Origin of the sequence: Acidovorax sp. NPDC077693 (assembly GCF_044542805.1) — a bacterium.
Lineage (GTDB): Bacteria > Pseudomonadota > Gammaproteobacteria > Burkholderiales > Burkholderiaceae_C > Acidovorax.
Genome location: NZ_JBITVD010000012.1, coordinates 125,005 through 151,923, shown reverse-complemented (window position 1 = coordinate 151,923; position 26,919 = coordinate 125,005). Strand labels below are relative to the sequence as shown.

General features: G+C 66.8%; 28 protein-coding genes and 2 tRNA genes. 16 read left to right on the top strand and 14 right to left on the bottom strand.

Annotated features, from left to right (window positions below; genetic code table 11):
- Window positions 1-31: 31 nt before the first annotated feature.
- From ACIGHN_RS18195 to ACIGHN_RS18185, 3 genes are all read right to left on the bottom strand, one after another.
- The gene (locus tag ACIGHN_RS18195) at window positions 32-337 is read right to left on the bottom strand and encodes a DUF883 family protein (RefSeq protein ID WP_056421388.1); all 306 of its coding nucleotides are present in this window, start codon (window positions 335-337) and stop codon (window positions 32-34) included.
- A 138-nt stretch (window positions 338-475) separates the two neighbouring features.
- The gene (locus ACIGHN_RS18190; RefSeq protein WP_396505445.1) at window positions 476-1,573 is read right to left on the bottom strand and encodes an NAD(P)/FAD-dependent oxidoreductase; all 1,098 of its coding nucleotides are present in this window, start codon (window positions 1,571-1,573) and stop codon (window positions 476-478) included.
- Window positions 1,570-2,616 (bottom strand): histone deacetylase family protein, encoded by a 1,047-nt coding sequence (locus ACIGHN_RS18185; protein ID WP_396505444.1) that lies wholly within the window; start codon window positions 2,614-2,616, stop codon window positions 1,570-1,572. The genes ACIGHN_RS18190 and ACIGHN_RS18185 overlap by 4 nt, the downstream gene beginning before the upstream one ends.
- Window positions 2,617-2,982: 366 nt before the next feature.
- Between ACIGHN_RS18185 and atzF the strand changes: the two genes are divergently transcribed.
- The 16 genes from atzF (at window position 2,983) to ACIGHN_RS18105 (ending at window position 17,658) form a co-directional block, all read left to right on the top strand.
- Window positions 2,983-4,725: an allophanate hydrolase gene (atzF, locus tag ACIGHN_RS18180; protein WP_396505443.1), complete on the top strand. Its 1,743-nt coding sequence runs from the start codon at window positions 2,983-2,985 to the stop codon at window positions 4,723-4,725.
- A 41-nt stretch (window positions 4,726-4,766) separates the two neighbouring features.
- Window positions 4,767-5,774: an ABC transporter substrate-binding protein gene (locus ACIGHN_RS18175; protein WP_396505442.1), complete on the top strand. Its 1,008-nt coding sequence runs from the start codon at window positions 4,767-4,769 to the stop codon at window positions 5,772-5,774.
- 11 nt (window positions 5,775-5,785) lie between these two features.
- Entirely contained in the window at window positions 5,786-6,616 is an 831-nt protein-coding gene (locus ACIGHN_RS18170; RefSeq protein WP_396505441.1) for an ABC transporter permease, read from the top strand.
- Window positions 6,613-7,434: an ABC transporter ATP-binding protein gene (locus ACIGHN_RS18165; protein ID WP_396505440.1), complete on the top strand. Its 822-nt coding sequence runs from the start codon at window positions 6,613-6,615 to the stop codon at window positions 7,432-7,434. Before ACIGHN_RS18170 ends, ACIGHN_RS18165 begins: the two co-directional genes overlap by 4 nt.
- Window positions 7,431-7,640: a DUF4089 domain-containing protein gene (locus tag ACIGHN_RS18160; RefSeq protein ID WP_396505439.1), complete on the top strand. Its 210-nt coding sequence runs from the start codon at window positions 7,431-7,433 to the stop codon at window positions 7,638-7,640. Before ACIGHN_RS18165 ends, ACIGHN_RS18160 begins: the two co-directional genes overlap by 4 nt.
- A complete protein-coding gene (locus tag ACIGHN_RS18155; protein WP_396505438.1) occupies window positions 7,637-9,055 on the top strand; it encodes an AtzE family amidohydrolase in 1,419 nt (472 codons plus the stop codon). The genes ACIGHN_RS18160 and ACIGHN_RS18155 overlap by 4 nt, the downstream gene beginning before the upstream one ends.
- 14 nt (window positions 9,056-9,069) lie before the next feature.
- Window positions 9,070-9,447, top strand: coding sequence for an oxalurate catabolism protein HpxZ (gene hpxZ, locus ACIGHN_RS18150; RefSeq protein WP_396505505.1), 378 nt, complete (start codon window positions 9,070-9,072; stop codon window positions 9,445-9,447).
- 241 nt (window positions 9,448-9,688) lie between these two features.
- Window positions 9,689-10,810: a BMP family ABC transporter substrate-binding protein gene (locus ACIGHN_RS18145; protein ID WP_396505437.1), complete on the top strand. Its 1,122-nt coding sequence runs from the start codon at window positions 9,689-9,691 to the stop codon at window positions 10,808-10,810.
- A 13-nt stretch (window positions 10,811-10,823) separates the two neighbouring features.
- The gene (locus ACIGHN_RS18140) at window positions 10,824-11,924 is read left to right on the top strand and encodes an ABC transporter permease (RefSeq protein WP_396505436.1); all 1,101 of its coding nucleotides are present in this window, start codon (window positions 10,824-10,826) and stop codon (window positions 11,922-11,924) included.
- Window positions 11,921-12,841 (top strand): ABC transporter permease, encoded by a 921-nt coding sequence (locus tag ACIGHN_RS18135; RefSeq protein ID WP_396505435.1) that lies wholly within the window; start codon window positions 11,921-11,923, stop codon window positions 12,839-12,841. Before ACIGHN_RS18140 ends, ACIGHN_RS18135 begins: the two co-directional genes overlap by 4 nt.
- Before the next feature lie 18 nt (window positions 12,842-12,859).
- A complete protein-coding gene (locus tag ACIGHN_RS18130; RefSeq protein WP_396505434.1) occupies window positions 12,860-13,561 on the top strand; it encodes a cysteine hydrolase family protein in 702 nt (233 codons plus the stop codon).
- A gap of 17 nt (window positions 13,562-13,578) precedes the next feature.
- A complete protein-coding gene (locus ACIGHN_RS18125) occupies window positions 13,579-15,171 on the top strand; it encodes an ABC transporter ATP-binding protein (protein WP_396505433.1) in 1,593 nt (530 codons plus the stop codon).
- Window positions 15,168-15,854 carry a cysteine hydrolase family protein gene (locus ACIGHN_RS18120; RefSeq protein ID WP_056421401.1) on the top strand — a complete coding sequence of 229 codons (687 nt, stop codon included), beginning with the start codon at window positions 15,168-15,170 and terminating at the stop codon, window positions 15,852-15,854. The genes ACIGHN_RS18125 and ACIGHN_RS18120 overlap by 4 nt, the downstream gene beginning before the upstream one ends.
- A gap of 16 nt (window positions 15,855-15,870) precedes the next feature.
- Window positions 15,871-16,614: a GntR family transcriptional regulator gene (locus ACIGHN_RS18115; protein WP_396505432.1), complete on the top strand. Its 744-nt coding sequence runs from the start codon at window positions 15,871-15,873 to the stop codon at window positions 16,612-16,614.
- 72 nt (window positions 16,615-16,686) lie between these two features.
- The gene (locus ACIGHN_RS18110) at window positions 16,687-17,490 is read left to right on the top strand and encodes an MBL fold metallo-hydrolase (protein WP_396505431.1); all 804 of its coding nucleotides are present in this window, start codon (window positions 16,687-16,689) and stop codon (window positions 17,488-17,490) included.
- A 21-nt stretch (window positions 17,491-17,511) separates the two neighbouring features.
- Window positions 17,512-17,658: a hypothetical protein gene (locus ACIGHN_RS18105; protein ID WP_396505430.1), complete on the top strand. Its 147-nt coding sequence runs from the start codon at window positions 17,512-17,514 to the stop codon at window positions 17,656-17,658.
- Between the two features lie 64 nt (window positions 17,659-17,722).
- Here the strand turns inward: ACIGHN_RS18105 and ACIGHN_RS18100 are convergent.
- From ACIGHN_RS18100 to uvrB, 11 genes are all read right to left on the bottom strand, one after another.
- Window positions 17,723-17,797, bottom strand: a tRNA-Val gene (locus tag ACIGHN_RS18100).
- A 54-nt stretch (window positions 17,798-17,851) separates the two neighbouring features.
- Window positions 17,852-17,926, bottom strand: a tRNA-Val gene (locus ACIGHN_RS18095).
- Between the two features lie 39 nt (window positions 17,927-17,965).
- Window positions 17,966-18,679, bottom strand: a complete 714-nt coding sequence (gene dnaQ / locus ACIGHN_RS18090; protein ID WP_056421404.1) for a DNA polymerase III subunit epsilon — start codon at window positions 18,677-18,679, stop codon at window positions 17,966-17,968.
- A gap of 85 nt (window positions 18,680-18,764) precedes the next feature.
- Window positions 18,765-19,103, bottom strand: a complete 339-nt coding sequence (fdx, locus tag ACIGHN_RS18085; protein WP_056421405.1) for an ISC system 2Fe-2S type ferredoxin — start codon at window positions 19,101-19,103, stop codon at window positions 18,765-18,767.
- A gap of 81 nt (window positions 19,104-19,184) precedes the next feature.
- On the bottom strand, window positions 19,185-21,056 hold the full coding sequence (gene hscA / locus ACIGHN_RS18080) for a Fe-S protein assembly chaperone HscA (RefSeq protein ID WP_396505429.1): 1,872 nt from the start codon (window positions 21,054-21,056) through the stop codon (window positions 19,185-19,187).
- A 77-nt stretch (window positions 21,057-21,133) separates the two neighbouring features.
- On the bottom strand, window positions 21,134-21,652 hold the full coding sequence (gene hscB, locus ACIGHN_RS18075) for a Fe-S protein assembly co-chaperone HscB (RefSeq protein WP_396505428.1): 519 nt from the start codon (window positions 21,650-21,652) through the stop codon (window positions 21,134-21,136).
- 195 nt (window positions 21,653-21,847) lie between these two features.
- Window positions 21,848-22,171 (bottom strand): iron-sulfur cluster assembly protein IscA, encoded by a 324-nt coding sequence (iscA, locus tag ACIGHN_RS18070; RefSeq protein WP_056421408.1) that lies wholly within the window; start codon window positions 22,169-22,171, stop codon window positions 21,848-21,850.
- A gap of 5 nt (window positions 22,172-22,176) precedes the next feature.
- Window positions 22,177-22,578 (bottom strand): Fe-S cluster assembly scaffold IscU, encoded by a 402-nt coding sequence (gene iscU / locus ACIGHN_RS18065; RefSeq protein ID WP_056421409.1) that lies wholly within the window; start codon window positions 22,576-22,578, stop codon window positions 22,177-22,179.
- 34 nt (window positions 22,579-22,612) lie between these two features.
- Window positions 22,613-23,833: an IscS subfamily cysteine desulfurase gene (locus tag ACIGHN_RS18060; protein ID WP_396505427.1), complete on the bottom strand. Its 1,221-nt coding sequence runs from the start codon at window positions 23,831-23,833 to the stop codon at window positions 22,613-22,615.
- Window positions 23,834-23,941: 108 nt separating this feature from the next.
- A complete protein-coding gene (gene iscR, locus ACIGHN_RS18055; protein WP_007851285.1) occupies window positions 23,942-24,478 on the bottom strand; it encodes a Fe-S cluster assembly transcriptional regulator IscR in 537 nt (178 codons plus the stop codon).
- A gap of 253 nt (window positions 24,479-24,731) precedes the next feature.
- Entirely contained in the window at window positions 24,732-26,822 is a 2,091-nt protein-coding gene (uvrB, locus tag ACIGHN_RS18050) for an excinuclease ABC subunit UvrB (protein ID WP_056421411.1), read from the bottom strand.
- Window positions 26,823-26,919: the final 97 nt, after the last annotated feature.

Sequence of the window (26,919 nt, the reverse complement as noted above, 5' to 3'; positions counted from 1 at the left end):
GAACCTTTGCTTCATAGGGCGCGGTACCGGGTTAGCGGCGGGCCAGCACGAAGCCCACGAGGGCGCCCACGGCCAGAGCGGCACCGGCCACACGCCATGGCTCGTCGTGCGCATAGCGGTCTGCGGCGAGGGCAGCGTCCTTGGCCTGGCGTGCTGCGTCCTGCGCGGCACGGACTGCGGATTCACGGGCGTTGTGCAGGCCATCGTCCAGGCGTTGGCGCAGCACTTTGATGTCGGGCACGGCGTCCAGGTCCTTGCTGGCTAGCAGCCCGCGCAGGTCGGACACCAGTTTTTCCAGTTCGCCCTGGGTCGTGGTGATGGTGTCGGAAACAGTCATACAAGCCTTTCTTGAGAGCAACAAAAAATGTTGGACCTCCACACAGGAGGTCTCGGGTTTCATCTTAGCCACGTGCCCGAAGCCCCTTCGTAGGACGGGGACCCAAGAGGTTACGGTGTGCAAGCAGCTTGCGCCAGATCAAGCCAGCGCCGCCACATGCTCCCCAATCGCGAGGGCACTTGTCAACCCGGGCGATTCGATGCCGAACAGGTTGACCAGCCCTGCGATCCCGTGCACCGATGGCCCCTGGATCACGAAATCCGCCGCCGCGGCGTCGGGACCGTGGATCTTGGGGCGCATGCCCGCATAGCCGGGCACGAGCGCGCCATCGCGCAAACCGGGCCAGTAACGTCGGACCTCGGCATAGAACGCATCGCCACGGGATGGGTCCACCGCCAGATCGTCGGGTGAGTCGACCCACTGCACGTCCGGCCCGAACTTCGCCTGCCCGCCCAGGTCCAGCGTCAGGTGCACACCGAGGCCTGCGGCCTCCGGCACGGGGTAGATCAGCCGGCTGAAGGGCGCCTTGCCAGACAGGGTGAAGTAGTTGCCCTTGGCGTAGTGGGCGACAGGCACATGCGCGGCGCCGAGGCCCGCAAATCGTGCGGCCAGCGCGGGGGCATGCAGGCCGGCGGCATTGACCACGGAACGCGCCACCAGGCGTGTACCGTCAACCGCTACCAATTCAATAGCATTTGGCGCGCATTCAGCGTGCGCCAGGGGCGAATTCAATACCACCATCCCACCCGCGTGCTCCAGGTCTCCCTGCAGAGCGAGCATCAGCGCATGGCTGTCGACGATGCCGGTGCTCGGCGAATGCAGGGCGGCCACGCACTGCAGCGCAGGCTCCAGCGCCTGCGCGGCCTCGGCATCGAGCCATTGCAGATCGCCAACGCCGTTGGCACGTGCGCGCGCTTCGATGCCCTGCAGCGCCGGGATCTGTTCCGGGGACGTGGCCACGATCAGCTTGCCGCAGCGCCGGTGCGGCACGCCGCGCTCGGCGCAGTAAGCGTAGAGCAGCTCGCGGCCTTGCACGCACAGCCGCGCCTTGAGCGAGCCCGTGGCGTAGTACAGCCCGGCATGGATGACCTCGCTGTTGCGCGAGCTGGTGCCGGTGCCGATGGCATCGGCCGCCTCCAGCACCATGACCTCGCGCCCCTGCAGCGCCAGCGCACAGGCCACGGCCAGGCCGACCACGCCAGCACCGACCACCACGCAGTCGACAGCTTCGCTCATCGCGGGGCCGCCTGCTCGAAACCATCGAGCACGTTCACGGCGTTGTGGCCCAGTTCGGCAGCCGCGTAGCCGCCTTCGAGCACGAACACCGTGGGCAGCCCCAGGGCGGCCAGCCGCTCGCCCAGGCGGGTGAAGTCCGAGGTCTTGAGCGCGAATTTCGAGATGGGGTCGTCCTCGAAGGCGTCGAGCCCCAGCGAGACCACCAGCGTATCTGCCTGGTACTGCGCAATGCGCACGCAGGCCTGCTCCAGCGCGGCGAACCATTGCGTGGCGGTGGTGCCCGCGGGCAGCGGCAGGTTGAGGTTGAAACCTGCGCCCTCGCCTTCGCCGGTTTCGTCGGCATGGCCCAGGTAGAACGGGTATTCGGTGCGTGGATCGCCATGCAGGCTGAGGAACAGCACGTCGGCACGGTCGTAGAAGATGCTCTGCGTGCCGTTGCCGTGGTGATAGTCCACGTCCAGCAGGGCTACCCGCCCGGACCCATGGTTGCGCAGCCACTGCGCCGCCACGGCAGCGTTGTTGACAAAGCAGTAGCCGCCCATGAAGTCGGGCCCTGCATGGTGGCCCGGCGGGCGTGTACAGCAGAACGCGGCACGCGCGCCCTGGGCCACGCGGGCCGCTGCGCTGGCAGCGGCATCGGCCCCTGCCTTCACGGCCTCCCAGGTGCCCTCGGCCATGGGCGTGCCGTTGTCCATGGAGTACAGACCCAGTTTCGCCACGAAGTTGTCCGGCTCCACGTCGCTGCGCAGGCTGCGCACTGGCCACACCGACGGGAATGGCTGGACCGAAGCGTTGGCCGCGTCCAGTGCCAGCCACTGTTGCCATGCGCTCTGCAAAAAAGCCAGGTACCGCGGCGCATGGATCTGGGCCAGCACCGGCGTGCTGTCCACATCAGGCGCCAACAGCCCATGGCCACGCCCCAGCAGGGCGTCCTCCACATATTGGGCACGGACCGGTTTCTCGAAGCACGGCACGCGCTCGCCCCGGTAGAACTCATGGACCGGCGCATGCCGGTGGTGCAAGGGGTTGTGGAAAGAAATCAAGCGGATACAGAAAGGAAATGGTTTTGCCCGCGTCCGTCGATGCATCCCACGGAGGCAGGCAGGGCTCACCACTTTAGCGCGTCCCACACCGCTGGAAACGCTGCCCATGCACCACACCGCAGCGAAAACTGGCACCAGGCAGGGCTGGCAGCACAGGCAGGCACCCAGCCGCACGTGCCGCGCTTCATGTGCCGGTACCAGACATCGTCCGGGCCCCAAAGCCACGAGCTTCCCTCTAAGCGCAATGCAGTTCTTGCGGGATTGCCTGCCTCTTGGAGCACATCGATCTTGTCGATCCGCTGCGAACTCAGTGGGCCTGGCACAGCGCTTGCATCTCTTCTTGTATCCAAGATTGAATTCTTCAAAATGGTGCAAGTAACAAACTCCCTGGTGGCCGAATTTCCTCCTGTGCCTGACGGTTCACCGCGCCTCCCATTGGCCGAGCAGGCCTGGTTGGTGCGCTGCGAGCCCGCGGTCGCCGGCAGGGCTGGCGGCCCGCTCAGCGGCCTCCGCTTTGCGGTCAAGGACAACATCGATGTGGCCGGCTACCCCACATCCGCCGCCTGCCCTGGCTTTGCCCACACGGCGACGGCCCATGCAGCGGTGGTGCAGCGCCTGCTCGACGCCGGGGCAACGCTGGTGGGCAAGACCAACCTGGACCAGTTCGCCTGCGGGCTCAACGGCACGCGCTCGCCGCATGGCGCGGTACCCAACGCGCTCAACCCCGCCTACGTGTCCGGTGGCTCCAGTTCCGGCTCTGCCTATGTGGTGGCTACCGACCAGGTGGACTTCGCGCTGGGGACCGACACGGCCGGCTCGGGCCGCGTGCCCGCAGGGCTGAACAACATCGTGGGCATCAAGCCAACCAAGGGTCTCGTCAGTGCACGGGGCGTGGTGCCGGCCGCGCAGAGCGCCGACTGTGTCTCGATCTTCGCGCGCACGGTGGACGTGGCGGCCCGCGTGCTGCAGGTCGCACAGGGCTATGACGGGCAAGACCCCTATGGGCGGCAGCTCACCCTGGCCACCAAGCCATTGCCCGCCAGCTTCCGCTTCGGCGTGCCCGATGTGCTCGAGTTCTTCGGCGATGCAGCGACCGAGGCGGCATTCGCCGAGGCCGTGGCCCGCCTTCAGGCGCTGGGCGGCACGGCGGTGCCCATACCCTACGCGCCGCTGTCCCAGGCCGCGGCCCTGCTTTACGAAAGCGCCCTGGTGGCAGAGCGCTATGCCGCCGTGCGCAGCTTCTTCGACCAACACGAGGACCAGGTGGTGGAGCCGGTGCGCAGCATCCTGGCCAGCGGGCGCAGCTACAGCGCGGCCGACCTGTGTGACGCCCAGACCCGGCTGCGCGCCCTGGGCCAGCAGGTGGCACCGATGTGGCAGGGCCCCGAGGCCATCGACGTGCTGCTGGTGCCCACGGCCCCCACGCACTACACGATTGCCGCCATGCAGGCCGACCCGGTGGTGCTCAACCGCAACCTGGGCGCCTACACCAACTTCGTCAACCTGCTGGACTACGCCGCCATCTCGGTACCCAGCAGCCTGCGCGCCGACGGCCTGCCCTTCGGCATCACGCTCATCGGCCCCTGCGGCAGCGACTGGCAGCTGGCGGAGCTGGGCCAGCGCTACCACCACGCCACCGGCCTGCCCCAGGCCGCCGGCAGCACGCCCTTGCCCGTGCCCCAGCCCATCGCCGGGCTGCAGGCGCCCGCCACAGTACGGGTCGCCGTGGTCGGTGCCCACCTGAGCGGCATGCCGCTGAACGGCCAGCTCACAGACCGCGGCGCCACGCTGGAGCTGGTGACCGAGACAGCCGCCGACTACCAGCTCTACGCCCTGCCCGGCACCGTGCCGCCCAAGCCCGGCCTGCTGCGTGTGGCGCCGGGCCAGGGCACGCGGATCGCCATCGAGGTGTGGCGCATGCCCGCCGCGAACTACGGCAGCTTCGTCGCGTTGATCCCGCAGCCGCTGGGCATAGGCACGCTCACCCTGGCCGACGGCAGCAGCGTGCAGGGCTTCATCTGCGAGCCGCTGGCGCTGGCCGGTGCGCACGACATCAGCCACTTTGGCGGCTGGCGGGCGTACATCGCGTCGCTCAGGGCCGGCACCTGATTCCCTGTTTGTCCCTTCCAACCCTGCTGCAGGAGCCTTCCATGACATCCCACAGTTCCATCACGTCCACGGGCGCATCGCGCCGCCGCATCTTGCAGGTCTCGGCCGCAACCCTGGGTGTGCTGGCAGCACCCGCGCTGGTGCGCGCCCAGGCGGCGCCCAAGATCCGCATCGGCTTCTGGCCCGTGGCGGCCGGGCTGCCTTTCTTCGCTGCGGTGGAGAAAGGCTATTTCAAGGAGGCAGGCCTGGACGTAGAGCCGCTCAAGTTCGCGGGCGCCCAGCAGGTGATGGAGGCCATGCTCGCGGGCCGCTCCGACGGCAGTTCCAACGGCACGGGGTCGGCCAACCTGGCCATCGGCGAGATCGCCCAGCCGGGCCTTTTCAAGATCTTTGCCACCAACCCGAGCAACGCCAGGTTCGTGCTCGACCAGTTCATCACCGGCAAGGACAGCGCCATCAAGACCATGGCCGACCTCAAGGGCAAGAAGGTCGCCTCGGGCCCCGGCATCCAGAACATGACGCTGTGCAAGACCATGCTGGAGCGCGCCGGCGCGACGGGTGCCACAGTGACCGAGCTGCCCATCGGCCAGCACATCGCCGCCATCGTGGCCGGCCAGGTGGATGCCTGCTACACGCTGGAGCCCACCGGCACCATCGGCCGCATGAACGGCACCACGCGGATCATCGAGTCGGGGGTTGTGGCCAGGTACATCCTGGGCGATGCGATGGCGCCCTGGCACGGCGGCGCAGCCAGCCTGACCAGCGAGTTCATCAAGAAGAACCCCGAGGTGGCCAAAAAGTTCATCGCCGCCTACGCCCGCGGTATCGAGCTGGTGCGCAGCAAACCCGACGAGGCCCGGCAGTTCATGAAGGGCTACACCGCCATCGAAGGCGCGCTCACGGCCGAGGTGCCGCTGGCCTCATACATGCTCTACAACGAGTTCAAGCCCAGTGACCTGGCGCACTTCCAGAAGTTCTACGACCTGTTCACCGAGAAGGGCATCTTCGAGAAGAAGGTCGTGGTCGACAGCCTGATCTACAAGGCCTGAAGGGGCGCACCATGGCCGAAACCACCTCCACCACTGCCGGCGCCTGGTCGCCGCCCGCGGGCACGGCGGCATCCGCTGTGCCCAAGACGCCCGCCTGGGACAGGCTGCTTCCCTTCGTCGGCCCCCTGGCCCTGTTCGTCCTCTGGGACCTGGTGGTGCGCCTGGGCTTCATCAAGCCCATCCTGCTGCCCCCGCCCGGCGCCACCGTGCTCACGCTGGTCACCGGCCTGGCCGGCGGGCCGCTGCTGCTCGACTTCGCGGTGACCGTCTGGCGCACGGTGCAGGCCTTTTTGATCGCCGCCGTGGTCGGCGTGCCCCTGGGCGTGCTGCTGGGCAGCAACGAGCGCGCGTACCGCAGCGTGGAGTTTCTGATCGACTTCTTCCGCTCCACCCCCTCGTCGGCGCTGATCCCGCTGTTCCTGTTGATCTTCGGCGTGTCGGATGTGAACAAGGTAGCCATCGCCGCGTTCGGCGCCTTCCTGATCGTGATCTTCAACAGCGCCTATGGCGTCATCAACGCCCGCAAGCAGCGCGTCATGGCGGCGCGCGTGATGGGCGCATCGCGCTGGCAGATCTTCAAGGACGTGCTGATCTGGGAAAGCCTGCAACCCACCTTCGTCGGCCTGCGCTCGGCCGTGTCGATGGCGCTGGTCATCGTCATCGTGGCCGAGATGTTCATCGGCTCGGACAACGGCCTGGGCCACCGCATCATCGATGCGCAGCAGGTGCTCAACGTCAAGAGCATGTACGCCGCCATCCTGGCAGCAGGCGCCCTGGGCTATGCCCTGAACATTCTCTTTCTGATCGCCGAACGCAGGATCGTGCACTGGAGCGGCCGATGAACGCCGTCGTCAATGGCGCCGTGTATGCCGATGTGCCCCAGCGTGTCTTCACGCCCGGCCCGGCCGGCACCCACATCACCATCCGTGGGCTGACCAAGTACTTCGCGGGCTGGCCGCTGTACGAGGACTTCGACCTCGACATCCCCAAGCACAAGATCGTCTCGGTCTTCGGCCCCAATGGCTGCGGCAAGAGCACGCTGATCAACATGATCGCGGGCCTCGTGCCCATCGACCGCGGCGAGATCCTGTTCGACGGCAAGAGCCTCAAGGACACGAAGATCGGCTACGTCTTCCAGAACTACCGCGAGGCGATGTTCCCGTGGATGCGCACCATCGACAACATCGCCTACCCGCTCAAGCTCGAAGGCAAGAGCAAGGCCGAGGTGGACCGCCGCATGGCCGAACTGGTGGCCTCGTTCGACGTGAAGTTCGACCTCAACCGCTACCCCTACGAACTCTCGGGCGGGCAGCAGCAGACGGCGTCCATCATGCGCGCGCTGGCGCCCAACCCCGAGGTGCTGTTCCTCGACGAGCCCTTCTCGGCACTCGACTTCGAGATGACGCTGTTCATCCGCGAGAAGCTGCAGGAGGTGTTCATGCAGACCGGCACGACCATGCTGCTGGTGTCGCACGACCTGGAAGAAGCCGTCTACCTGGCCGACGAGGTGCTGCTGCTGACCAAGCGCCCGACCAAGGTGGCCGAGATCCTGCACTACGAAGACGCGCGCCCGCGCACCCTGGCCACGCTGAGCGAGCCGAGCTTCGTGGCGATGAAAAAGCTCAGCCTGGAGATCTTCCAGCGCGAGGTGCGCCGATGAACGCCACCGAGCTGGAACGCTACCTCGATGCGGCCTCGGCCGCCATCGGCCTGCCCATGGCGCCCGAACACCGCGCGGCCGTGCTCGGCTACCTGGCGCTGGCCAGCGATTTTGCCGACACCGTCAACGCCGTGCCGCTGGCCACGACGGACGAGCCCGCCATGGCCTTCGTCCCGGTGGTGCCGCCTGAGGGAGGCCGCACATGACCGCGCCCTGGTGGCAACAGGACGCCGCCGGCATGGCACAGGCCGTGGCGGCGCGCGACGTATCGGCCACGGCGCTGGTGACGGCCTGCCTGGACCGCATCGAGCAGACCGACGCCCGCGTCAACGCCTTCACCGCCGTGCTGCGGGCACGTGCCCTGGCGCGCGCTGCACGCATCGATGCCGGCCTGGCTGCGGGGACACAGGCCGCCCTGCCCCTGCTGGGCGTGCCCTTTGCCGTGAAGAACCTGTTCGACGTGGCGGGCCTCACCACGCTGGCCGGCTCCAAGATCGAGCGCGACCGCCCTCCCGCCCGGGCCGACGGTCTGCTGGCGCAGCGCCTGGAGGCCGCAGGCGCCATTCTGGTGGGGGCGCTCAACATGGACGAGTACGCCTACGGCTTCACCACCGAGAACAGCCACGAGGGCGCCTGCCACAACCCGCACGATCTGGCGCGCATCGCCGGTGGTTCGTCGGGCGGCTCCGGCGCGGCCGTGGCTGCGGGCCAGGTGCCCATCACGCTCGGGTCGGACACCAATGGTTCGATCCGTGTGCCGTCTTCGCTGTGCGGCGTGTTCGGACTCAAACCCACCTTCGGGCGGCTGCCGCGCACGGGCAGCTTTCCCTTCATCTCCAGCCTGGACCACCTGGGCCCCATGGCGCGCAGCGTGCGCGACCTGGCGCTGGCCTACGACGCCATGCAGGGCCTGGAGGCTGCGGCTGCGCACACCGATGCAGGCTGCGCACAGCGGCCCGCAGAACCGGTGGCCCACGACCTGGAGACGGGAATCACCGGTCTGCGCATCGGCGTACTGGGCGGCTACTTTGCCGACAACGCCCTGCCCGAGGCACGCGCCGCCGTGGCCCGGGTGGCACAGGCGCTGGGCGCAGAGGCCGAGCCGGTGGAACTGCCACTGGTGGAGGCAGGCCGCGCGGCGGCCTTCCTCATCACCAATGCGGAGGCGGGTGCCCTGCACCTCGACAACCTGCGCACGCGCGCAGCCGACTTCGAGCCGCTGTCACGCGATCGCCTCCTGGCAGGCGCGCTGATCCCTGCCGCCTGGGTGGCACGCGCCCAGCGCGTGCGCAGCCGCTATGCCCACGAAGCCGCACGGGTGCTCTCGCGCTACGACCTGCTGCTGGCCCCTGCCACGCCCTGCGCGGCCACGCCCATCGGCACCGAGCGTTTCAACCTGAACGGTCGCGACCTGCCGCTGCGCCCCAACATGGGCCTGCTGACCCAGCCCCTCTCATGCATCGGCCTGCCGGTGTGCGCCGTGCCGGTGTGGGGCGCGCACGCAAGCCTTCCCATCGGCGTGCAGATCATCGCGGCGCCCTGGCGCGAAGACCTGGCGCTGCGTGCCGCCACCGTGCTGGAGGCTGCGGGCATCTGCCGCGCGCCCATCGCCATTTTGTGAAAGCCATCTTCTTCATGCCCTACACCATCAACCAGCCCGAGGTGCTCGCCGAGGTCGAGGACGTGTTCGCCCGCTACGAAGATGCCCTGGTGCACAACAAGGTGGAGGTGCTCGACGAGCTCTTCTGGGACAGCCCCCACACCCTGCGCTACGGCGCCACCGAGAACCTGTACGGCTACGCGCAGATACAGGCCTTTCGCGCCGCGCGCCCGGCCCAGGGGCTGCAGCGGCGCCTGCTCAAGACCGTGATCACCACCTACGGCCGCGACTTCGCCACCGCCAATGTCGAATTCCAGCGCGAGGGCAGCGCCCGCACCGGCCGCCAAAGCCAGACCTGGCTGCGCACGCCAGCCGGCTGGCGCGTGGTGGCCGCCCACGTGAGTCTTCTATGAAGCACCCCCTGAGTCGCTACGCGCCTTCCCCCTCTCTCGTCTCGCTGCGCGAGTCGGGAGGGGGACGCCCCCAGCGCGGCGGGGCGGCCCTTGCGCGCGGGCACTGGCCTTGGCCGCGCCAGTGGCACCGGCTTCAGGCATAGCGCGGCCAGAGGCCAGAGTAATGCACCTCTCTCGATTTCTTTCTGTTCCCCTTTATCCAACCCCTGCCGAAAGGACCGCCATGAAACACGAGAAACCCATGTCCCGCCTTGCCCACCCGAACCGCCGCGAATCCCTCCAAGCCCTTGCGGCGCTGGGCGCTGCAAGCACCCTGGGCGGCTGGGCAATGCAGGCCAACGCACAGGCCCCCCTCACCGTGGGCGTGATCTATGTCGGCCCGCGCGACGACTACGGCTACAACCAGGCCCATGCCCAGGCCGCGGCCGATCTCAAGAAGATGCCCGGCGTGAAGGTGGTCGAAGAAGAGAACGTGCCCGAAACCGCCGCCGTGCAGAAGACCATGACCGGCATGATCGCGCAGGACGGCGCCAAGCTGCTGTTCCCCACCTCGTTCGGCTACTTCGACCCGCACCTGCTGGCCCTGGCCGCCAAATACCCCGACGTGCGCTTTTCGCACTGCGGCGGCATGTGGACCGAAGGCAAGCACCCCAAGAACGCGGGCAGCTTCTTCGGCTACATCGACGAATGCCAGTTCCTCAACGGCGTAGTGGCCGGCCACATGAGCAAGAGCGGCAAGATCGCCTTCATCGCGGCCAAGCCCATCCCGCAGGTGCTGCGCAACATCAATGCCTTCACGCTGGGCGCGCGCTCGGTCAAGCCGGGCATCACCTGCAGCGTCATCTTCACGGGCGACTGGTCCATGGCCGTGAAGGAGGCCGAGGCCACCAACAGCCTGGCGGACCAGGGCTGCGACGTGTTCACCATGCACGTGGACGGACCCAAGGTCATTGTCGAGACCGCAGCCAAGCGCGGCAAGATGGTCTGCGGCTACCACGCCAGCCAGGCCAAGCTGGCACCCCAGGCCTACCTGACGGGGGCCGAATGGAACTGGCTCACGGCCTACACCACCATCATCGAGGCGGCCCGCACCGGCAAGCCGCACCCCAACTTCCTGCGCGGGGGCTTGAAGGAAGGCTTTGTGAAGATGTCCGCCTACGGCCCGGCCGTGAGCGACGCCGCCAGGAAGCAGGCCGACGACACCAAGGCCAAGATGATCGCGGGCGGCTTCGACATCTTCAAGGGACCGCTCAAGAGCAACAAGGGCAAGGAGGTCATCGCCAGCGGCAAGTCGTTCAAGCAGACCGACCTGGAGCTGGAAAAGATGGACTACCTGGTCGAAGGCGTCCTCGGCTCGTTCTAAGCAAGGGACTGCCATGCACTCGGCCGCCAAGGACGCCCTTTTGCCTATCGCCGCCATCGCGCTGGCGCTGCTGCTGTTCGGCGGCTTCGTCGGCTTTGCGGGCGTGAACCCGATTGACGTGTGGACCACGCTGTTCAAGGGTGCGTTCGGCGACTGGTTCTCGTGGCAGAACACCCTGCAGCGCTCCGCGCCGCTGATGCTCACGGCCCTGTGCGTGGCCCTGCCCGCACGGGCGGGGCTGACCATCATCGGGGGCGAGGGTGCGCTGGTGCTCGGCGGCCTGGCCGCCGCGGCGCTGCCCATGGCCGTGGCCCTGCCCGGCAATGCGGCGGGCACCGTGCTGGCCTGTGCCGCCGGTGCCGTGGCCGGTGCCCTGTGGATCGTGCTCGCAGGCTGGCTGCGCCAGTACCGCGGCATCAACGAAACCATCAGCAGCCTGCTGCTGTCGTACGTGGCCATCGGCCTGTTCAAGCACTTCGTGGAGGGCGCCCTGCGCGACCCTGCCAGCCTGAACAAGCCGGCCACGCCCAGCCTCGATCCGGGCCTGCTGATCGGTGGCATCGGCGGCTCGGACGTGCACTGGGGCCTGGTGCTGGGCGTGCTGGCCTGCGTGGCGCTGGGCCTGTGGCTGCACTGGACGGCTTCGGGCTTCTCGATCCGCGTGGTGGGCGGCAACCCGCGCGCCGCGCAACTCGTGGGCCTGCCGGCCACGCGCCTGATCCTGGTGGCCTGCGCCCTGGGCGGCGCGGCGGCAGGCCTGGCCGGTGCCGTGGAGGTGGCGGCGGTGCACACCAATGCTAACGGCGCGCTGATCGCGGGCTACGGCTACGCCGGCATCCTCGTGGCCTTCATCGCGCGGCACAACCCGATCGCCATCATTCCGGTGGCCATCCTGTTCGGCGGCTTCGGCGCGGCCGGCAGCCTGCTGCAGCGCCGCCTGGGCCTGCCCGATGCCTCGGTGATGGTACTGCAGGGCATTGCCTTCGTGCTGATCCTGGCCAGCGAGGCGCTGCGTGACGTGGACTGGCGGGCCCTGTGGGCCCAGCGGCGCAGCCGGCCCGCCGAGGCGACGACTCCAACCGCCCCTCCCACCGCGAATGTGGAGCCCATATGACCGCAGACCAATGGATTGCCCTGGTGGCCGCCATCGTGGGCGGGGCCCTGCGCGTGGGCGTGCCCTTCCTGTTCGTGAGCCTGGGCGAGTGCCTCACCGAAAAATCCGGCCGCATCAACCTCGGGCTGGAGGGGGTGCTGGTGCTCTCGGCCATGACCGCCTTCGGTGGCGCCTACCTCACCGGCTCGCCCTGGCTGGGCGTGTTGGCAGGGGCCACGGCAGGCGCCCTGCTGGCCACGCTGCATGGCGTGCTGTGCTCGCTGCCGCGCGTGAACGACGTGGCCACCGGCATTGCGCTGATGCTGCTGGGCACGGGCCTGGCCTTCTACCTGGGCAAGCCGCTGATCCAGCCGCAGGCCCCGCAGATCCCGGCGCTGGCGCTGGGCGGCTGGAGCGACTCGCCCGTGGTGCAGTCGGCCCTGCAGGTCAACGCCCTGCTGCCGCTGGGCATCGTGCTGGCCGTGGCCCTCTGGTGGGCCTTTGCGCGCACCCGCTGGGGGTTGCTGGTGCGGCTGGCGGGCGACTCGGCCAACGCCGCGCGCGCGCTCGGCTATTCGGTGCCCGGCATCCGCATCGCGGCCACGGCGGCGGGCGGCTTCATCGCCGGGCTGGGCGGCGCCTCGCTCACCCTCTTCTACCCCGGTAGCTGGAACGAGGGCATCTCCAGCGGCCAGGGCCTGATCGCCGTAGCGCTGGTGATCTTCGCGCGCTGGAACCCGCTGCGCTGCATGGTCGCCGCCATGCTCTTCGGCGGGGCCGGCGCCATCGGCCCGGCGCTGCAGTCGGTGGGCGTGGGCTGGGGCTACCACCTGTTCAACACCGTTCCCTATGTGCTGACCCTGTTGATCCTGGTCGTGACCTGCAAGCCCGGCAGCGTGGCCGCGGGCAGCCCGGGCGAATTGTCTTCCACCAAATAGTCTTGAAGGACCTCTCACGTGACCACAGCGACCACCCGCCATGTGCAGGCCAACCCCTATGCCTGGCCTTACAACGGCGACCTGCGCCCGGACAACACCGCGCTGATCGTGATCGACATGCAGACCGACTTCTGCGGCATCGGCGGCTATGTGGACGTGATGGGCTACGACATCGCCCTCACGCGGGCCCCCATCGCCCCGCTGCAGCGGCTGCTGTCGGCACTGCGCACGCTGGGCTACCGCATCATCCACACCCGCGAGGGGCACCGGCCTGATCTCGCCGACCTGCCGGCCAACAAGCGCTGGCGTTCGCGCCAGATCGGCAAGGAGGGCCTGGGCATCGGCGACGCCGGGCCGTGCGGGCGCATCCTGGTGCGCGGCGAGCCGGGTTGGGAGCTGATCCCGGAGCTGGCGCCGCTGCCCGGCGAGGTGGTGATCGACAAGCCCGGCAAGGGCTCGTTCTACGCCACCGACCTGGACATGGTGCTCGGCCTGGCGGGGGTGCAGAACCTCATCCTCGCCGGCATCACCACCGACGTCTGCGTGCACACCACCCTGCGCGAGGCCAACGACCGCGGCTACGAATGCCTGCTGCTGTCCGACTGCACGGCCGCCACCGACCCCGCCAACCATCAGGCCGCATTGAACATGGTGACCATGCAGGGCGGAGTTTTCGGTGCACATGCCCCCTCCAGCGCGCTGCTTGCCGCATTGGCCTGAAGGAAAAGGAAGCTCCCATGCCCGAACAACCCATAGGCGCCCTGCCCACAGGCACCGGTGCATTGGCGCTGGAGACCTGGAACCTGACCAAGCGCTTTGGCAGCTTCACCGCCATGGACCGCGTGAGCATGCGCGTGGAACCCGGCAGCGTGCACGCCCTGCTGGGCGAGAACGGCGCGGGCAAGAGCACCCTGGTCAAGTGCGTGGCGGGCTTCCAGAGGGCCGAGGAAGGCGCCATCCTGCTGGACGGGCGCGAACAGGCCATCGCCAACCCCATCGTCGCGCGCAGCCTGGGCATCGGCATGGTCTACCAGCACTTCACGCTGGCCCCGGGCATGACGGTGGCCGAGAACCTGCTGCTGGCCGGTGGCCAAACCCCGGCGGTGATCGACTGGCGCGCCCAGCGGGCCGAGCTGCAGGCCTTTCTGGCCACCACGCCCTTCCGGCTGGACCTGGATGCCCGCCCGTCGGAACTGGCAGCCGGAGAAAAGCAGAAGCTCGAACTGCTCAAGCAGCTGTACCTGCGCCCGCGCCTGTTGATCCTGGACGAACCCACCTCGGTGCTGACCCCGCAGGAGGCCGACGAGGTGCTGGGCCATGTGCGCACCTTTGCACGCAGCGGCCAGTGCAGCGTCATCATCATCACGCACAAGTTCCGTGAAGTGATGGCCTATGCCGATGCGGTGACCGTTCTGCGCCGCGGCCAGGCTGTGCACCACGGCCGGGTGGCCGACACCGGCCCTCAGGCGCTGGCACAGGCCATGATGGGCGATGCCGCCAACGCCTCGCCACCCGCAGCCAGCGCGGCAGCGACAGCGGACACTGACGAACCGCCGGGCGAGGTCGCGCTGCAGGTGGAAGGCCTGCAGGCCCTCGGCGACCGTGGCACCCTCGCCCTGCATGGCCTTGATCTGTCGGTGCGCAGGGGCGAGGTGCTGGGCGTGGCCGGCGTATCGGGCAACGGCCAGCGCGAGCTGGTCGAGGCCCTGGTGGGCCAGCGCCCGCGCCTGGCCGGCAAAGTGCAGGTGCTGGGCCGGGACTACACGGCCACGCGCGCGCAGAACCGTGAACTCAGGGTACGCAGCCTGCCCGAGGAGCCGCTGCGCAATGCCTGCGTGGGCGACCTGTCGGTGGCCGAGAACATGGCCCTGCGCGACTTCGACCAACCGCCGTTGTCAACGGGCGGCGTGCTGCGTTTTTCCACCTGGCGCAGCCGGGCACGCGAGTGGATCGCTGGCTACGGCGTCAAGACCCAGGGAGAAGGCGCCCCCATCCGCAGCCTGTCGGGCGGCAACGTGCAGCGCGCGGTGCTGGCGCGCGAGCTGGCGGGCGAGATCAATGTGCTGATCGCCGCCAACCCGGTGTTCGGGCTGGACTTTGCGGCCGTGGCAGAGATCCATGCTCGCATCCTGGGCGTGCGCGAGCGCGGCGGCGCCGTGCTGCTCATCAGCGAAGACCTGGACGAGCTGCTGGAGCTGGCCGACCGCATCGTGGTCATGAGCGAAGGCCGTATCGTCCACGAAACCCCCTCCGCCATCGCAGAGCGCCATGTGCTGGGCGCCTACATGGGCGGCGGACACGATCACACACCCCACCAGGAAGCGGCATGAGCCTGACGACCATCCACGCCCACCCTTTCGACTACCGCTTCTCGCTGCCGCACACCGCGCTGGTGATCATCGACATGCAGCGCGACTTCATCGAGCCCGGCGGCTTTGGCGAGACGCTGGGCAACGACGTGTCTTTGCTCGAAGCCATCGTGCCGGCCTGCCAGGCCGTGCTCCTGGCCTGGCGCGCCGCGGGCGGCCTGGTCGTGCACACGCGCGAATCGCACCGGCCCGACCTGTCCGACTGCCCGCCCGCCAAGCGCCTGCGCGGCAACCCGCAATTGCGCATCGGCGACGCGGGGCCCATGGGCCGCATCCTGGTGGCGGGAGAGCCGGGCAACCAGATCATCCCCGCGCTGGCGCCGGTGGTGGGCGAGATCGTCGTCGACAAGCCCGGCAAGGGCATGTTCTACGCCACGGGCCTGCACGAAACGCTGCAAGCGCGCGGCATCACCCACCTCGTCTTCATGGGCGTGACCACCGAGGTCTGCGTGCAGACCAGCATGCGCGAGGCCAATGACCGCGGGTATGATGGCCTGCTGCTCGAAGACTGCACCGAGAGCTATTTCCCCCATTTCAAGGCAGCCGCCATCGAGATGCTGCGCGCCCAGGGCGCCATCGTCGGCTGGACCGCTCCGTCGGCCGCGTTGCTGCCGCGATTGGCCGACGCGTTGCTGGCCCCGTAGTTGCTAAAGTCGCCCTGTGCAGCCCCCCCGCCCCGCCTCCCCTCCTTCCAAGACGAAACCGGTGCGCAACTCGCGCGCCGACGATGTGTACGCCCAGCTCAAGCGCGACGTGGGTGAGTTCAAGCTGGTGCCGGGCGACCGCTTCACCGAGAACGAGATCTGCGAACGGCTGGGCGTCTCGCGCACGCCCGTGCGCCAGGCCCTGGTGCGCCTGCAGCAGGAGGGCTACGTGGAGGTGCTGTTTCGCAGCGGCTGGCGCGTGCTGCCTTTCGACTTCGACCAGTTCGAGCAGCTCTACGACCTGCGCATGGTGCTGGAGACCACGGCCGTGCACCGCCTGTGCGACGAAGGAGCGGGCGCTCTCAAGTCCATCCAGGTCGACCACCGGTTGCTCGACGAACTCAACAACATCTGGCTCGTGCCGCCGGACCAGCGCAGCACCGACACCCTGCAGGTGGCAGCCTGGGACGAGGCATTCCACTGCGCGCTGGTGCGCGCCGCCGGCAATGCCGAGATGACGCGCGTGCACCGCGACGTGACCGAGCGCATCCGCATCATCCGCCGGCTCGACTTCACGCAGCAGGCGCGCATCGATGCCACGTACGATGAGCACGCCACCATCCTCAAGGCCATCCGCGCGCACCGCGGCGACCAGGCCGCCATGCTGCTGCGCGCCCACATCCAGACCAGCCAGGCCGAAGTGCGCAAGATCACCCTGCACCAGGTGCACATGGCGCGTCTGGGGTCCAGTGCCGGGTAAGTGACACAATCTGCGGGTTGCGGGCTGCGGCAGCAGTCGCAGCCCCGCCCACCCACCGAATGAGGAGATGCCATGCGCTTGAAGTGCTCTGCCGCTGCCCTCTTCCTGGTCGCCGCTTTGTCGGCCCAGGCCCAGAACGTGAAGGTGACGCCGTTGGGCGGCATCGAGGGTGAGCTGTGCCCGCAGGACCGGGCCCTGGTCTTCGAGGACCCCAACGGCACGCGCGTGCTGTACGACCCGGGCCGCACGGTGGCCGGCGCCAGTGACCCGCGCCTGGGCAAGATCGACATCATCCTCGTGAGCCACATGCATGGTGACCATGTGGGCAACGCGCACAACGCGGCGCCCAATTCGGGGACCTGTGCCAGCCCCGACATGTCGGTCTCGGCCCTGCCCAACTCCAGCGCGGTGAACATCGCGCTGGCCAAAAAGTCCAAGATCGTGACCGGCAGCGAGATGCCGCCCTTCTTCGCGGCCAAGCTCAAGGCCAACGGCGGCGACCCGGCCAACTCGATGCTGGCGCGCTTCGGCGGCAGCGTCACGGTCGCCGGCGTGCGCATCGCAACGGTGACGGCCATGCACAGCAACGGCGTCGACCCGGACTACATCGGAGGCCAGCTGGGCGATGCAATGAAGGCGGCCGGCATTGCCGGTGACGTTGGCCTGGCAACCGGATACGTGCTGACCTTCAGCAACGGGCTGGTAGCCTACCTGTCGGGCGATACGGGCATCACCGCCGACCAGGAACGCGTGGTGCGCGACTACTACAAGGCCAAGCTCGCGGTGATGAACATCGGCGACGGCTTCAGCACCGGCCCTGCGGAAGCCGCCTTCGTGATCAACGAACTGGTCAAGCCGGCATCCGTGATCGCCTAACATGTCAACGAGGTCGGCACGGTGGATGGTGTGGTGCGCCCGGGCAGCAAGACGGAAGCCTTCATCAAGGCATCGCGCGTTCCGGTCATCGTGCCGCTGTCGGGGCGGACCATGGAGTTCGCGGCCTCGGGCCTGTGCGCCGCTGGCTGCGGCAAGGCCAGCAACTGAGCGGGCTTGTACGCGCCGCAACGAAAAAATCCTTGCAAGCCCTAAGCCTGCAAGGATTTTGAATTGGTGGGAGATGCAAGTTTCGAACTTGCGACCCCTGCAGTGTGAATGCAGTGCTCTACCCCTGAGCTAATCTCCCGCAGCTCCGTCCTTCGAAAAAAGGACTTTGCCGTGGCTTGTCTGCGAGCGTGCTTGGTGGGAGATGCAAGTTTCGAACTTGCGACCCCTGCAGTGTGAATGCAGTGCTCTACCCCTGAGCTAATCTCCCGTCGTCGCTCCGACAAGCCTTCGATTATGGCACAACTTTTCAGGCGTTTTCAAATTTTCGCCAGATTGTCTTGCTGCCGCTGGCCTTGTCGATCTGTGCCAGCACCTCTTCGTGCGCCACATTCTCGGCCTCGCTGGCACTCAGGACCGGCAAGCTGAAAGTGCGCAGATCCACCGCGACGATCGGCAGTCCGTCCGCGCCCTCGTCGCCATCGTCGGCAATCAGCAGCGCGTCCTGGCCCCGCGTGAGGTTGATGTACACATCGGCCAGCAGCTCGGCGTCCAGCAGCGCGCCGTGCAGGGTGCGGCTGGAGTTGTCCACGCCCAGGCGGTCGCACAGGGCATCCAGCGAATTGCGCTTGCCGGGGTACATCTCCTTGGCCATGGCCAGCGTGTCGGTGACGCTTTCCACGTAGGTGCGAAACGCGGGCCGTCCGATCAGCTCCAGCTCCTTGTTCAGGAAGCCGACGTCGAACGCGGCGTTGTGGATGATGATTTCAGCGCCCTGCAGGTACTGCAGGATCTCATCGGCCACTTCCGCAAACTTGGGCTTGTCCTTCAGGAACTCGTTGCTGATGCCGTGCACTTTCAAAGCATCTTCATGGCTGTCGCGGCCCGGGTTGAAGTACAGGTGCAGGTTGTTGCCCGTGAGCTTGCGGTTCAGAAGCTCGACGCAACCGAGCTCGATGATGCGGTCGCCGCTGTCGGCCGACAGGCCGGTGGTTTCGGTGTCGAGAACGATCTGGCGGGTCATGCGCGCCCCCAGGCTTGGCATGCCGTGTCCACGCGGCCCCCCAAGGAGGCGCAACCTTGCTGGGTGTGGCCCGTCGCTGCGCGCATCAGTGGTTCTCCTTGGCGTGGTTGATGGTGTATTTGGGAATCTCCACCACAACGTCCTGCTGCGCCAGGATGGCCTGGCACGACAGGCGCGATTGGGGCTCCAGGCCCCAGGCACGGTCGAGCAGGTCTTCCTCTTCTTCTTCGGCCTCGTTGAGCGAGTGCAGACCCTGGCGCACGATGACATGGCAGGTGGTGCAGGCGCAGCTCATGTCGCACGCGTGCTCGATGTTGATGTGGTTCTCGAGCAGCGCCTCGCAGATCGATGTGCCCGCAGCCGCGGTGATCTCCGTGCCTGCAGGGCAGTATTCGGGATGGGGAAGGATCTTGATGACGGGCATGGGGTCGTTTCTTCTTGTCGTCTGGACGGGTCGTCTCGGTCGTCTTTTCGGGTTTTGTCGGGGGCTGATGTCGAGTCGGCGTCAGAGCGCCTGAACGTTCTTGCCCGCCAGCGCCTGCTGGATGCCACGGTTCATGCGCTGGGCCGCAAAGGCTTCGGTGCCTTTGGCCAGGGCCTCGGTCGCGGCTTCGATCACGGCGGCATCGTCCACCTCGCGCTGCCCGCGCAAGGAGGCCATCAAGGCCTCGATGCGTGTGCGCTCTTCCGCCATGAGCACGTCGCCATCTGCATCCAGTGCGCTTTGCGTGGCGATGAGCATGCGGTCGGCATCCACCCGGGCTTCGACCACGGCGCGCGCCTTCATGTCCTGCGCGGCCGTCGCAAAGCCATCCTGCAGCATGCGGGCGATATCGTCGTCCGAGAGGCCGTACGACGGCTTCACGTCGATGCGCGCCTCCACGCCACTGCCCTGCTCCTTGGCGCTCACGCTCAACAGGCCATCCGCGTCGACCGTGAAGGTCACGCGGATGCGGGCGGCACCGGCCGCCATGGGCGGAATGCCGCGCAACTCGAAGCGCGCCAGGCTGCGGCAGTCCTGCACCAGGTCGCGCTCGCCCTGCACCACGTGGATCGCCAGCGCGGTCTGGCCGTCCTTGTAGGTGGTGAAGTCCTGCGCCTTGGCGGTGGGGATGGTTTCGTTGCGGGCCACGATGCGCTCCACCAGCCCGCCCATGGTTTCGATGCCCAGCGACAGCGGTGTCACGTCCAGCAGCAGCAGGTCGCCAGCGGTGTCGTTGCCCGCCAGCTGGTTGGCCTGCACCGACGCGCCCAGGGCCACCACCTCGTCAGGGTTCAGGTTGTTCAGCGGCTGCTTGCCAAAGAATTCGGCCACGGCACGCTGCACCTGCGGCATGCGGGTGGAGCCCCCCACCATCACCACGCCCTGCACTTCGTCGCGGGCCAGGTGCGCATCGCGCAAGGCGCGGCGCACAGCGGCCATCGAGCGGGCGGTCAGGTCGGCGGTTGCGGCTTCAAAATCGGATTTCTTGACGTCGAAATGCACGCTACCGCCCGATAGGTGCGCGCTGAATGCTATCAAATCAGTAGTGGTCAGCGCCTCCTTGCAGGCCCGTGCGGCCATCCGCACGGCCGCCTTGTCGGCAGGGGTCGTCACCTGCAGGTTCAACTGCGCCAGCACCCAGTCTGCCAAGGCTGCGTCGTAGTCGTCACCGCCCAGGGCAGAGTCGCCACCGGTGGCAATCACCTCGAACACGCCCTGCGTGAGCCGCAGGATGGAGATGTCGAAGGTGCCGCCGCCCAGGTCGTACACGGCGTACACACCCTCGCTCGCGTTGTCCAGACCGTAAGCGATGGCCGCGGCCGTCGGCTCGTTGATGAGGCGCAGCAGATGGATGCCGGCCAGCTTGGCGGCGTCTTTGGTGGCCTGGCGCTGCGCGTCGTCGAAGTAGGCAGGCACGGTGATGACCGCGCCGTAAAGGTCGTCGTTGAAGGTGTCTTCCGCGCGGTAGCGCAGCGTGGCCAGGATCTCGGCACTGACTTCCACTGGCGACTTGACGCCATCGGCTGTGTCCAGGCTCACCATGCCTTCGGACTGCGGCCCGTTGCCCGATACGAAGTCGTACGGAAGCTTGTCGGCATCGGCCACATCGCGCAGGCCACGGCCCATGAAGCGCTTGACGGACGCAATGGTGTTGCGCGCATCCTGCGTCTGGGCTGTCACCGCGTCGTAGCCGATCTGGCGGCCGCCGTTGCCCAGGTAGCGCACCACTGAGGGCAGCAGCACCCTGCCCTGCGCGTCGGGCAGGCATTCGGCAACGCCGTTGCGCACGGCCGCGACCAGAGAATGCGTGGTGCCCAAATCAATGCCCACGGCAATGCGCCGCTGATGGGGGTCGGGGGACTGGCCGGGCTCGGAAATCTGCAAAAGCGCCATGGAATTCGGTATCTCTAACGAGGAAGGCAGGCCACGGTCACGGCCTGCCTCTGGAGGGGAAACACAAGAAACGGGGGCTATTGTCCCAGTTGCTCTCGCCGGCGCTCGATGTCGTCGGCAAATCGCGCAATGAACATGAGGGCTCTGACCTGCTGGGAAGCACCCGCATAGTTGTGCTGGCTATCGATCAGCGCTTCGCATTCGGCAAGCGCCTCCCGGCGGGCTCGCGCCACGGTGTCGTCCAGCGCATCCAGTTCGGGCTCCGCCTCGGCCTCTTCCAGGGCCTCACGCCATTCCATCTGCTGCATGAGGAACGCGGCAGGCATTGCCGTGTTGTCCTCGGCACGGATGGGCGCACCGTGGAGCTCGCACAGGTAGGACGCCCTGCGCATGGGGTCCTTCAGGCGCTGGTAGGCCTCGTTGATGCGCACCGACCACTGCATGGCCACGCGCTGGGCGGCAGCGCCCTGGGCGGCGAACTTGTCCGGGTGCGCCTCGCGCTGCAGCTCTTTCCAGCGCGCATCGATGGCGCTGCGATCCTGCGCAAAGCGGCGATCCAGGCCAAAGAGTTCAAAGTCGTCAGATTGCAGGTTCATAGGCCAAGAAAAAACCGCCAACGGGGGCGGTTTGTCAGGTGGTTGTCCATCGCGCTAAGCACTGCCCACAGCCCATGAAACCGATACGGCTGCCACCAGTGCCACCGCAGTGCTCACTCTGCCAAGCCCCGTTGGGCGCCCCACTCCCACGGGAGAGGGGCAAGGCGCTACGCAGCTCACGGGGCGGTTCATACCTCAGACGCGGAAGCTCTCTCCGCAGCCGCAACGATCCCGCTCATTGGGGTTGTTGAACTTGAAGCCCTCGTTGAGGCCTTCACGCACGAAGTCGAGCTCGGTACCGTCGATGTACGCCAGGCTCTTGGGGTCGATCAGCACCTTGACGCCGTGGTTCTCGAACACGATGTCTTCGGGCTGGGTGTCATCCACATATTCCAGCTTGTAGGCCAGGCCAGAGCACCCCGTCGTCTTGACGCCCAGGCGCACGCCCAGCCCCTTGCCCCTGCGGGACAGGTACCGGTTCACATGCCGGGCAGCGGCTTCAGTCAGCGTAATGGCCATGGCAATCAGGCAGCGGTGGCAGTGGCTGCGTGTTTGGTCTTGTAGTCCAGCACGGCGGCCTTGATGGCGTCTTCCGCGAGGATCGAGCAGTGCACCTTGACCGGCGGCAGCGCCAGCTCTTCGGCGATTTCGCTGTTCTTGAGCGCCGCGGCTTCATCCAGCGTCTTGCCCTTGACCCATTCGGTCACGAGCGACGACGAAGCAATGGCAGAGCCACAGCCGTAGGTCTTGAAGCGCGCGTCTTCGATCACGCCGGTGGCAGGGTTGACCTTGATCTGCAGCTTCATCACGTCGCCGCAGGCTGGCGCGCCCACCATGCCGGTGCCCACCGAATCATCACCCTTGTCGAACGAACCCACGTTGCGGGGGTTCTCGTAGTGGTCTACCACTTTGTCTGAGTAAGCCATGATGTGTACCTCTTGAATCTTCGGAAATTGGGGATCAGTGCGCAGCCCACTGGATGGTGCTGATGTCGATGCCGTCCTTGTACATCTCCCACAGGGGGCTCAGCTCGCGCAGGCGGGCGACGTTCTCGCGGATGGTGGAAATCGCGTAGTCGATCTCTTCTTCCGTGGTGAAGCGGCCGATGGTCATGCGCAGGCTGCTGTGCGCCAGCTCGTCGCTGCGGCCCAGGGCGCGCAGCACGTAGCTGGGCTCCAGGCTGGCAGACGTGCAGGCGGAGCCGGACGACACTGCCAGACCCTTGATGCCCATGATGAGCGACTCGCCTTCGACGTAGTTGAAGCTCATGTTCAGGTTCTGCGGCACGCGGCGTTCCATGCTGCCGTTGATGAACACCTGCTCGATGTCCTTCAGGCCGACCAGCAGGCGCTGCTGCAGCGCATGGGCCTTGGCATTGCTTTCGGCCATTTCTTCCTTGGCGATGCGGAACGCCTCGCCCATGCCCACGATCTGGTGTGTGGGCAAGGTGCCCGAGCGCATACCGCGCTCGTGGCCGCCGCCGTGCATCTGGGCTTCCAGGCGCACGCGGGGCTTGCGGCGCACGAACAGTGCGCCGATGCCCTTGGGGCCGTAGGTCTTGTGCGCCGTCATGCTCATCAGGTCGACGGGCAGCGTGGCCATGTCGATCGCCACGCGGCCGGTGGCCTGGGCCGCGTCGACGTGGAACAAGATGCCCTTCTCACGGCACAGTGCGCCGATGGCCGGAATGTCCTGGATCACGCCGATTTCGTTGTTCACGAACAGCACGCTGATGAGGATGGTGTCAGGGCGGATGGCCGCCTTGAGGGCGTCCATGTTGACCAGGCCGTCTTCCTGCACGTCGAGGTAGGTGACCTCGAAGCCCTGTCGCTCCAGCTCGCGCATGGTGTCCAGCACGGCCTTGTGCTCGGTCTTGAGCGTGATGAGATGCTTGCCCTTGCCTTTGTAGAACTGGGCGGCACCCTTCAGAGCCAGGTTGATCGATTCGGTGGCGCCGCTGGTCCAGACGATTTCGCGCGGGTCGGCGCCGATCAGGTCGGCCACCTGGCCGCGGGCATTCTCTACCGCTTCTTCCGCCTCCCAGCCCCAGGCGTGGCTGCGCGAGGCCGCGTTGCCGAAATGCTCGCGCAGCCAGGGAATCATGGCGTCCACCACGCGCGGGTCCACCGGAGTGGTGGCGCCGTAGTCGAGATAGATGGGGAAGTGCGGGGTCATGTCCATGGCTGGCTCAGTAGAGGTTTCTGGCTGGCAGATTTGCTGGAAGAAGGTCGATGTTCAAATAACGTTCAGGGCGGTGCCGACCCCAGGGCCAGCACGGCGCACCGAGGCTCAAGACTTCGCGAAGACGTTGCCCAGGGCAAAGACGGAGTTCGGGGCATTCACGCGGATGGGCTTGACCACCGGCGTCGTGGAGATCGCGCGGCGAACCACGGGCTTGTCCTCGATCTGCACACCCTTGGCAAGCTGCTCTTCCACCAGCTTTTGCAGCGTGACGGAGTCCAGAAACTCCACCATGCGCTGGTTCAGCGAAGCCCACAGTTCATGCGTCATGCAGCGACCGGCTTCGCCCAGGCAGTTTTCCTTGCCGCCGCACTGGGTCGCGTCGATGGGTTCGTCCACCGACACGATGATGTCCGCCACGGTGATGTCGCCCGCCTTGCGGGCCAGGGTGTAGCCGCCACCGGGGCCGCGGGTCGATTCGACCAGTTCATGGCGGCGCAGTTTGCCGAACAGCTGCTCGAGGTACGACAGCGAGATCTGCTGGCGCTGGCTGATCGCGGCCAGCGTGACAGGGCCATTGTTCTGGCGCAGGGCCAAATCGATCATGGCGGTGACCGCAAAACGGCCTTTGGTTGTGAGACGCATCGCAAGCTCCTTGTGCTAAGGCTTGTTCGTTGTAGAAACCGCCGCCACTGGCTGATGGCCAGTGAGGCACCGTCTCCGCCCCTTCTCCGTGCGATCACCTGCAAAGGCGTGCAAGGAGCCCTTCATCGCTGGGCTGTTTTCTTGAGTGTTTTGTGCAAGTATAACACAAATCCCTATCGAATTGGTCGGGATAAAAAACCAACTGGTCGCAATTTGATCAGCAATGTCTTAACCCGACACTTCCAACGCCCATTCACAAGGCCACCGAATCATTTCCGTGCGCACCGAACGCTTGGTCCTTGAGCCTCGTCAGCTGGTCCCGCACGCGGGCAGCCTGCTCGAATTCCAGGTTGCGCGCGTGCTCCAGCATGAGCTTTTCCAGCCGCTTGATCTCGCGCGCCACGTCCTTCTCGGACATGTCCTCCACCTGGGCGCGCCGCATGGCTTCCTGCTCCAGACGTTCGGCGTCCTTGCCGGCCTTTTCGCTGTACACACCGTCAATCAGGTCTCTTACCCGCTTGACAATGCTGCGCGGCGTGATTCCGTGTTCCTCGTTGTGTGCGATCTGCTTGATGCGGCGTCGTTCCGTCTCGCCCATGGCTTTTTTCATGGAGTCGGTGATCCGGTCGGCGTACAGGATGGCGCGGCCGTTCAGGTTGCGCGCTGCGCGGCCGATGGTCTGGATCAGGCTGCGCTCGGCACGCAGGAAACCCTCCTTGTCCGCATCCAGAATGGCCACCAGCGATACCTCGGGAATATCGAGCCCCTCCCGCAGCAGGTTGATCCCCACCAGCACATCGAAAGCACCCAGGCGCAGGTCGCGGATGATCTCCACCCGCTCGACCGTGTCCACGTCGCTGTGCAGGTAGCGGACCTTGACGCCGTTGTCGGTCAGGTAGTCGGTCAGTTGCTCGGCCATGCGCTTTGTCAGCGTGGTAATGAGTACGCGCTCGTGCTTTTCGACCCGAATGCGTATTTCCTGCAGCACATCATCCACCTGATGGGTGGCGGGGCGCACCTCGACCTGTGGGTCCACCAGCCCCGTCGGACGCACCACCTGGTCCACGATCTGCCCGGAATGCGTGCGTTCGTACTCCGCAGGGGTGGCGGTAACGAAGATCGCCTGGCGCATGCGCTGCTCGAACTCCTCGAACTTGAGCGGGCGGTTGTCCAGCGCCGACGGCAGCCGAAAGCCGTACTCCACCAGCGTCGTCTTGCGCGACCGGTCGCCGCTGTACATGGCGTTGAGCTGGCCGATCATCTGGTGGCTCTCGTCCAGGAACATCAACGCATCCTTGGGCATATAGTCCGTCAGCGTGCTGGGCGGGTCGCCCGGCGCAGCGCCGGACAGGTGGCGCGTGTAGTTCTCGATGCCCTTGCAGTGCCCTACTTCGCTGAGCATCTCCAGATCGAACCGGGTACGCTGCTCCAGCCGCTGCGCCTCCACCAGCTTGCCGTCGGCCAACAGTTGCTGCAGGCGTTCGGCCAGCTCCAGCTTGATGGTCTCCACAGCGGTGAGCACCTTGTCGCGTGGTGTGACGTAGTGGCTGCTGGGATACACCGTGAAGCGCGGTATCTTTTGCTTGACGCGCCCGGTGAGGGGGTCGAACAGCTGCAGGCTCTCCACTTCGTCGTCAAAAAGCTCGATCCGGATCGCCAGCTCGGAGTGCTCGGCTGGAAACACGTCGATCGTGTCCCCCCGCACGCGGAACTTGCCGCGTGAAAAATCGGCCTCGTTGCGCTGGTACTGCATGCGGATCAGCTGCGCGATCACGTCGCGCTGGCCCAGCTTGTCGCCCACGCGCAGCGTCATCACCATGCGGTGGTAGCTCTCGGGCTCGCCGATGCCGTAGATGGCCGACACGGTGGCCACGATGACCACATCGCGCCGCTCCATCAGGCTCTTGGTGCAAGACAGCCGCATCTGCTCGATGTGCTCGTTGATCGCGCTGTCCTTTTCAATGAACAGGTCCCGTTGCGGCACATAGGCCTCGGGCTGGTAGTAGTCGTAGTAGCTCACGAAGTACTCCACGGCGTTCTTGGGGAAGAACTCGCGGAACTCGCTGTACAACTGCGCGGCCAGCGTCTTGTTGGGCGCGAAGATGATGGCCGGGCGACCCATGCGGGCGATGACGTTGGCCATGGTGAAGGTCTTGCCCGAGCCCGTCACGCCCAGCAGGGTCTGGAAGGCTTCGCCGTCGTTCAGGCCCTCCACCAGCTTGGCAATGGCCTCGGGCTGGTCGCCCGCAGGCGGGTACGGCTGGAACAGCTCGAAGGGTGAATCGGGGAAACTGACGAATTCGCCGTCTTGCTTTTCCGTTATGACCTGTGTGATATCCGGCATGGGTGCAGTCAACGAGTGGTGTGGGCAGGCCGTTAAAATCGGCGGAACCCGGCACAGTACACCACGCCTGGATTCTTCGCTACTGACAACCTTTCAA

Bases quoted from the DNA above. Each gene is read 5' to 3' on its own strand.
- ACIGHN_RS18195 (WP_056421388.1), bottom strand. From the start codon at position 337: ATGACTGTTTCCGACACCATCACCACGACCCAGGGCGAACTGGAAAAA.
- ACIGHN_RS18190 (WP_396505445.1), bottom strand. From the start codon at position 1,573: ATGAGCGAAGCTGTCGACTGCGTGGTGGTCGGTGCTGGCGTGGTCGGC.
- atzF (WP_396505443.1), top strand. From the start codon at position 2,983: ATGGTGCAAGTAACAAACTCCCTGGTGGCCGAATTTCCTCCTGTGCCT.
- ACIGHN_RS18175 (WP_396505442.1), top strand. From the start codon at position 4,767: ATGACATCCCACAGTTCCATCACGTCCACGGGCGCATCGCGCCGCCGC.
- ACIGHN_RS18170 (WP_396505441.1), top strand. From the start codon at position 5,786: ATGGCCGAAACCACCTCCACCACTGCCGGCGCCTGGTCGCCGCCCGCG.
- ACIGHN_RS18165 (WP_396505440.1), top strand. From the start codon at position 6,613: ATGAACGCCGTCGTCAATGGCGCCGTGTATGCCGATGTGCCCCAGCGT.
- ACIGHN_RS18160 (WP_396505439.1), top strand. From the start codon at position 7,431: ATGAACGCCACCGAGCTGGAACGCTACCTCGATGCGGCCTCGGCCGCC.
- ACIGHN_RS18155 (WP_396505438.1), top strand. From the start codon at position 7,637: ATGACCGCGCCCTGGTGGCAACAGGACGCCGCCGGCATGGCACAGGCC.
- hpxZ (WP_396505505.1), top strand. From the start codon at position 9,070: ATGCCCTACACCATCAACCAGCCCGAGGTGCTCGCCGAGGTCGAGGAC.
- ACIGHN_RS18145 (WP_396505437.1), top strand. From the start codon at position 9,689: ATGTCCCGCCTTGCCCACCCGAACCGCCGCGAATCCCTCCAAGCCCTT.
- ACIGHN_RS18140 (WP_396505436.1), top strand. From the start codon at position 10,824: ATGCACTCGGCCGCCAAGGACGCCCTTTTGCCTATCGCCGCCATCGCG.
- ACIGHN_RS18135 (WP_396505435.1), top strand. From the start codon at position 11,921: ATGACCGCAGACCAATGGATTGCCCTGGTGGCCGCCATCGTGGGCGGG.
- ACIGHN_RS18125 (WP_396505433.1), top strand. From the start codon at position 13,579: ATGCCCGAACAACCCATAGGCGCCCTGCCCACAGGCACCGGTGCATTG.
- ACIGHN_RS18120 (WP_056421401.1), top strand. From the start codon at position 15,168: ATGAGCCTGACGACCATCCACGCCCACCCTTTCGACTACCGCTTCTCG.
- ACIGHN_RS18110 (WP_396505431.1), top strand. From the start codon at position 16,687: ATGCGCTTGAAGTGCTCTGCCGCTGCCCTCTTCCTGGTCGCCGCTTTG.
- dnaQ (WP_056421404.1), bottom strand. From the start codon at position 18,679: ATGACCCGCCAGATCGTTCTCGACACCGAAACCACCGGCCTGTCGGCC.
- fdx (WP_056421405.1), bottom strand. From the start codon at position 19,103: ATGCCCGTCATCAAGATCCTTCCCCATCCCGAATACTGCCCTGCAGGC.
- hscA (WP_396505429.1), bottom strand. From the start codon at position 21,056: ATGGCGCTTTTGCAGATTTCCGAGCCCGGCCAGTCCCCCGACCCCCAT.
- hscB (WP_396505428.1), bottom strand. From the start codon at position 21,652: ATGAACCTGCAATCTGACGACTTTGAACTCTTTGGCCTGGATCGCCGC.
- iscA (WP_056421408.1), bottom strand. From the start codon at position 22,171: ATGGCCATTACGCTGACTGAAGCCGCTGCCCGGCATGTGAACCGGTAC.
- iscU (WP_056421409.1), bottom strand. From the start codon at position 22,578: ATGGCTTACTCAGACAAAGTGGTAGACCACTACGAGAACCCCCGCAAC.
- ACIGHN_RS18060 (WP_396505427.1), bottom strand. From the start codon at position 23,833: ATGGACATGACCCCGCACTTCCCCATCTATCTCGACTACGGCGCCACC.
- iscR (WP_007851285.1), bottom strand. From the start codon at position 24,478: ATGCGTCTCACAACCAAAGGCCGTTTTGCGGTCACCGCCATGATCGAT.
- uvrB (WP_056421411.1), bottom strand. From the start codon at position 26,822: ATGCCGGATATCACACAGGTCATAACGGAAAAGCAAGACGGCGAATTC.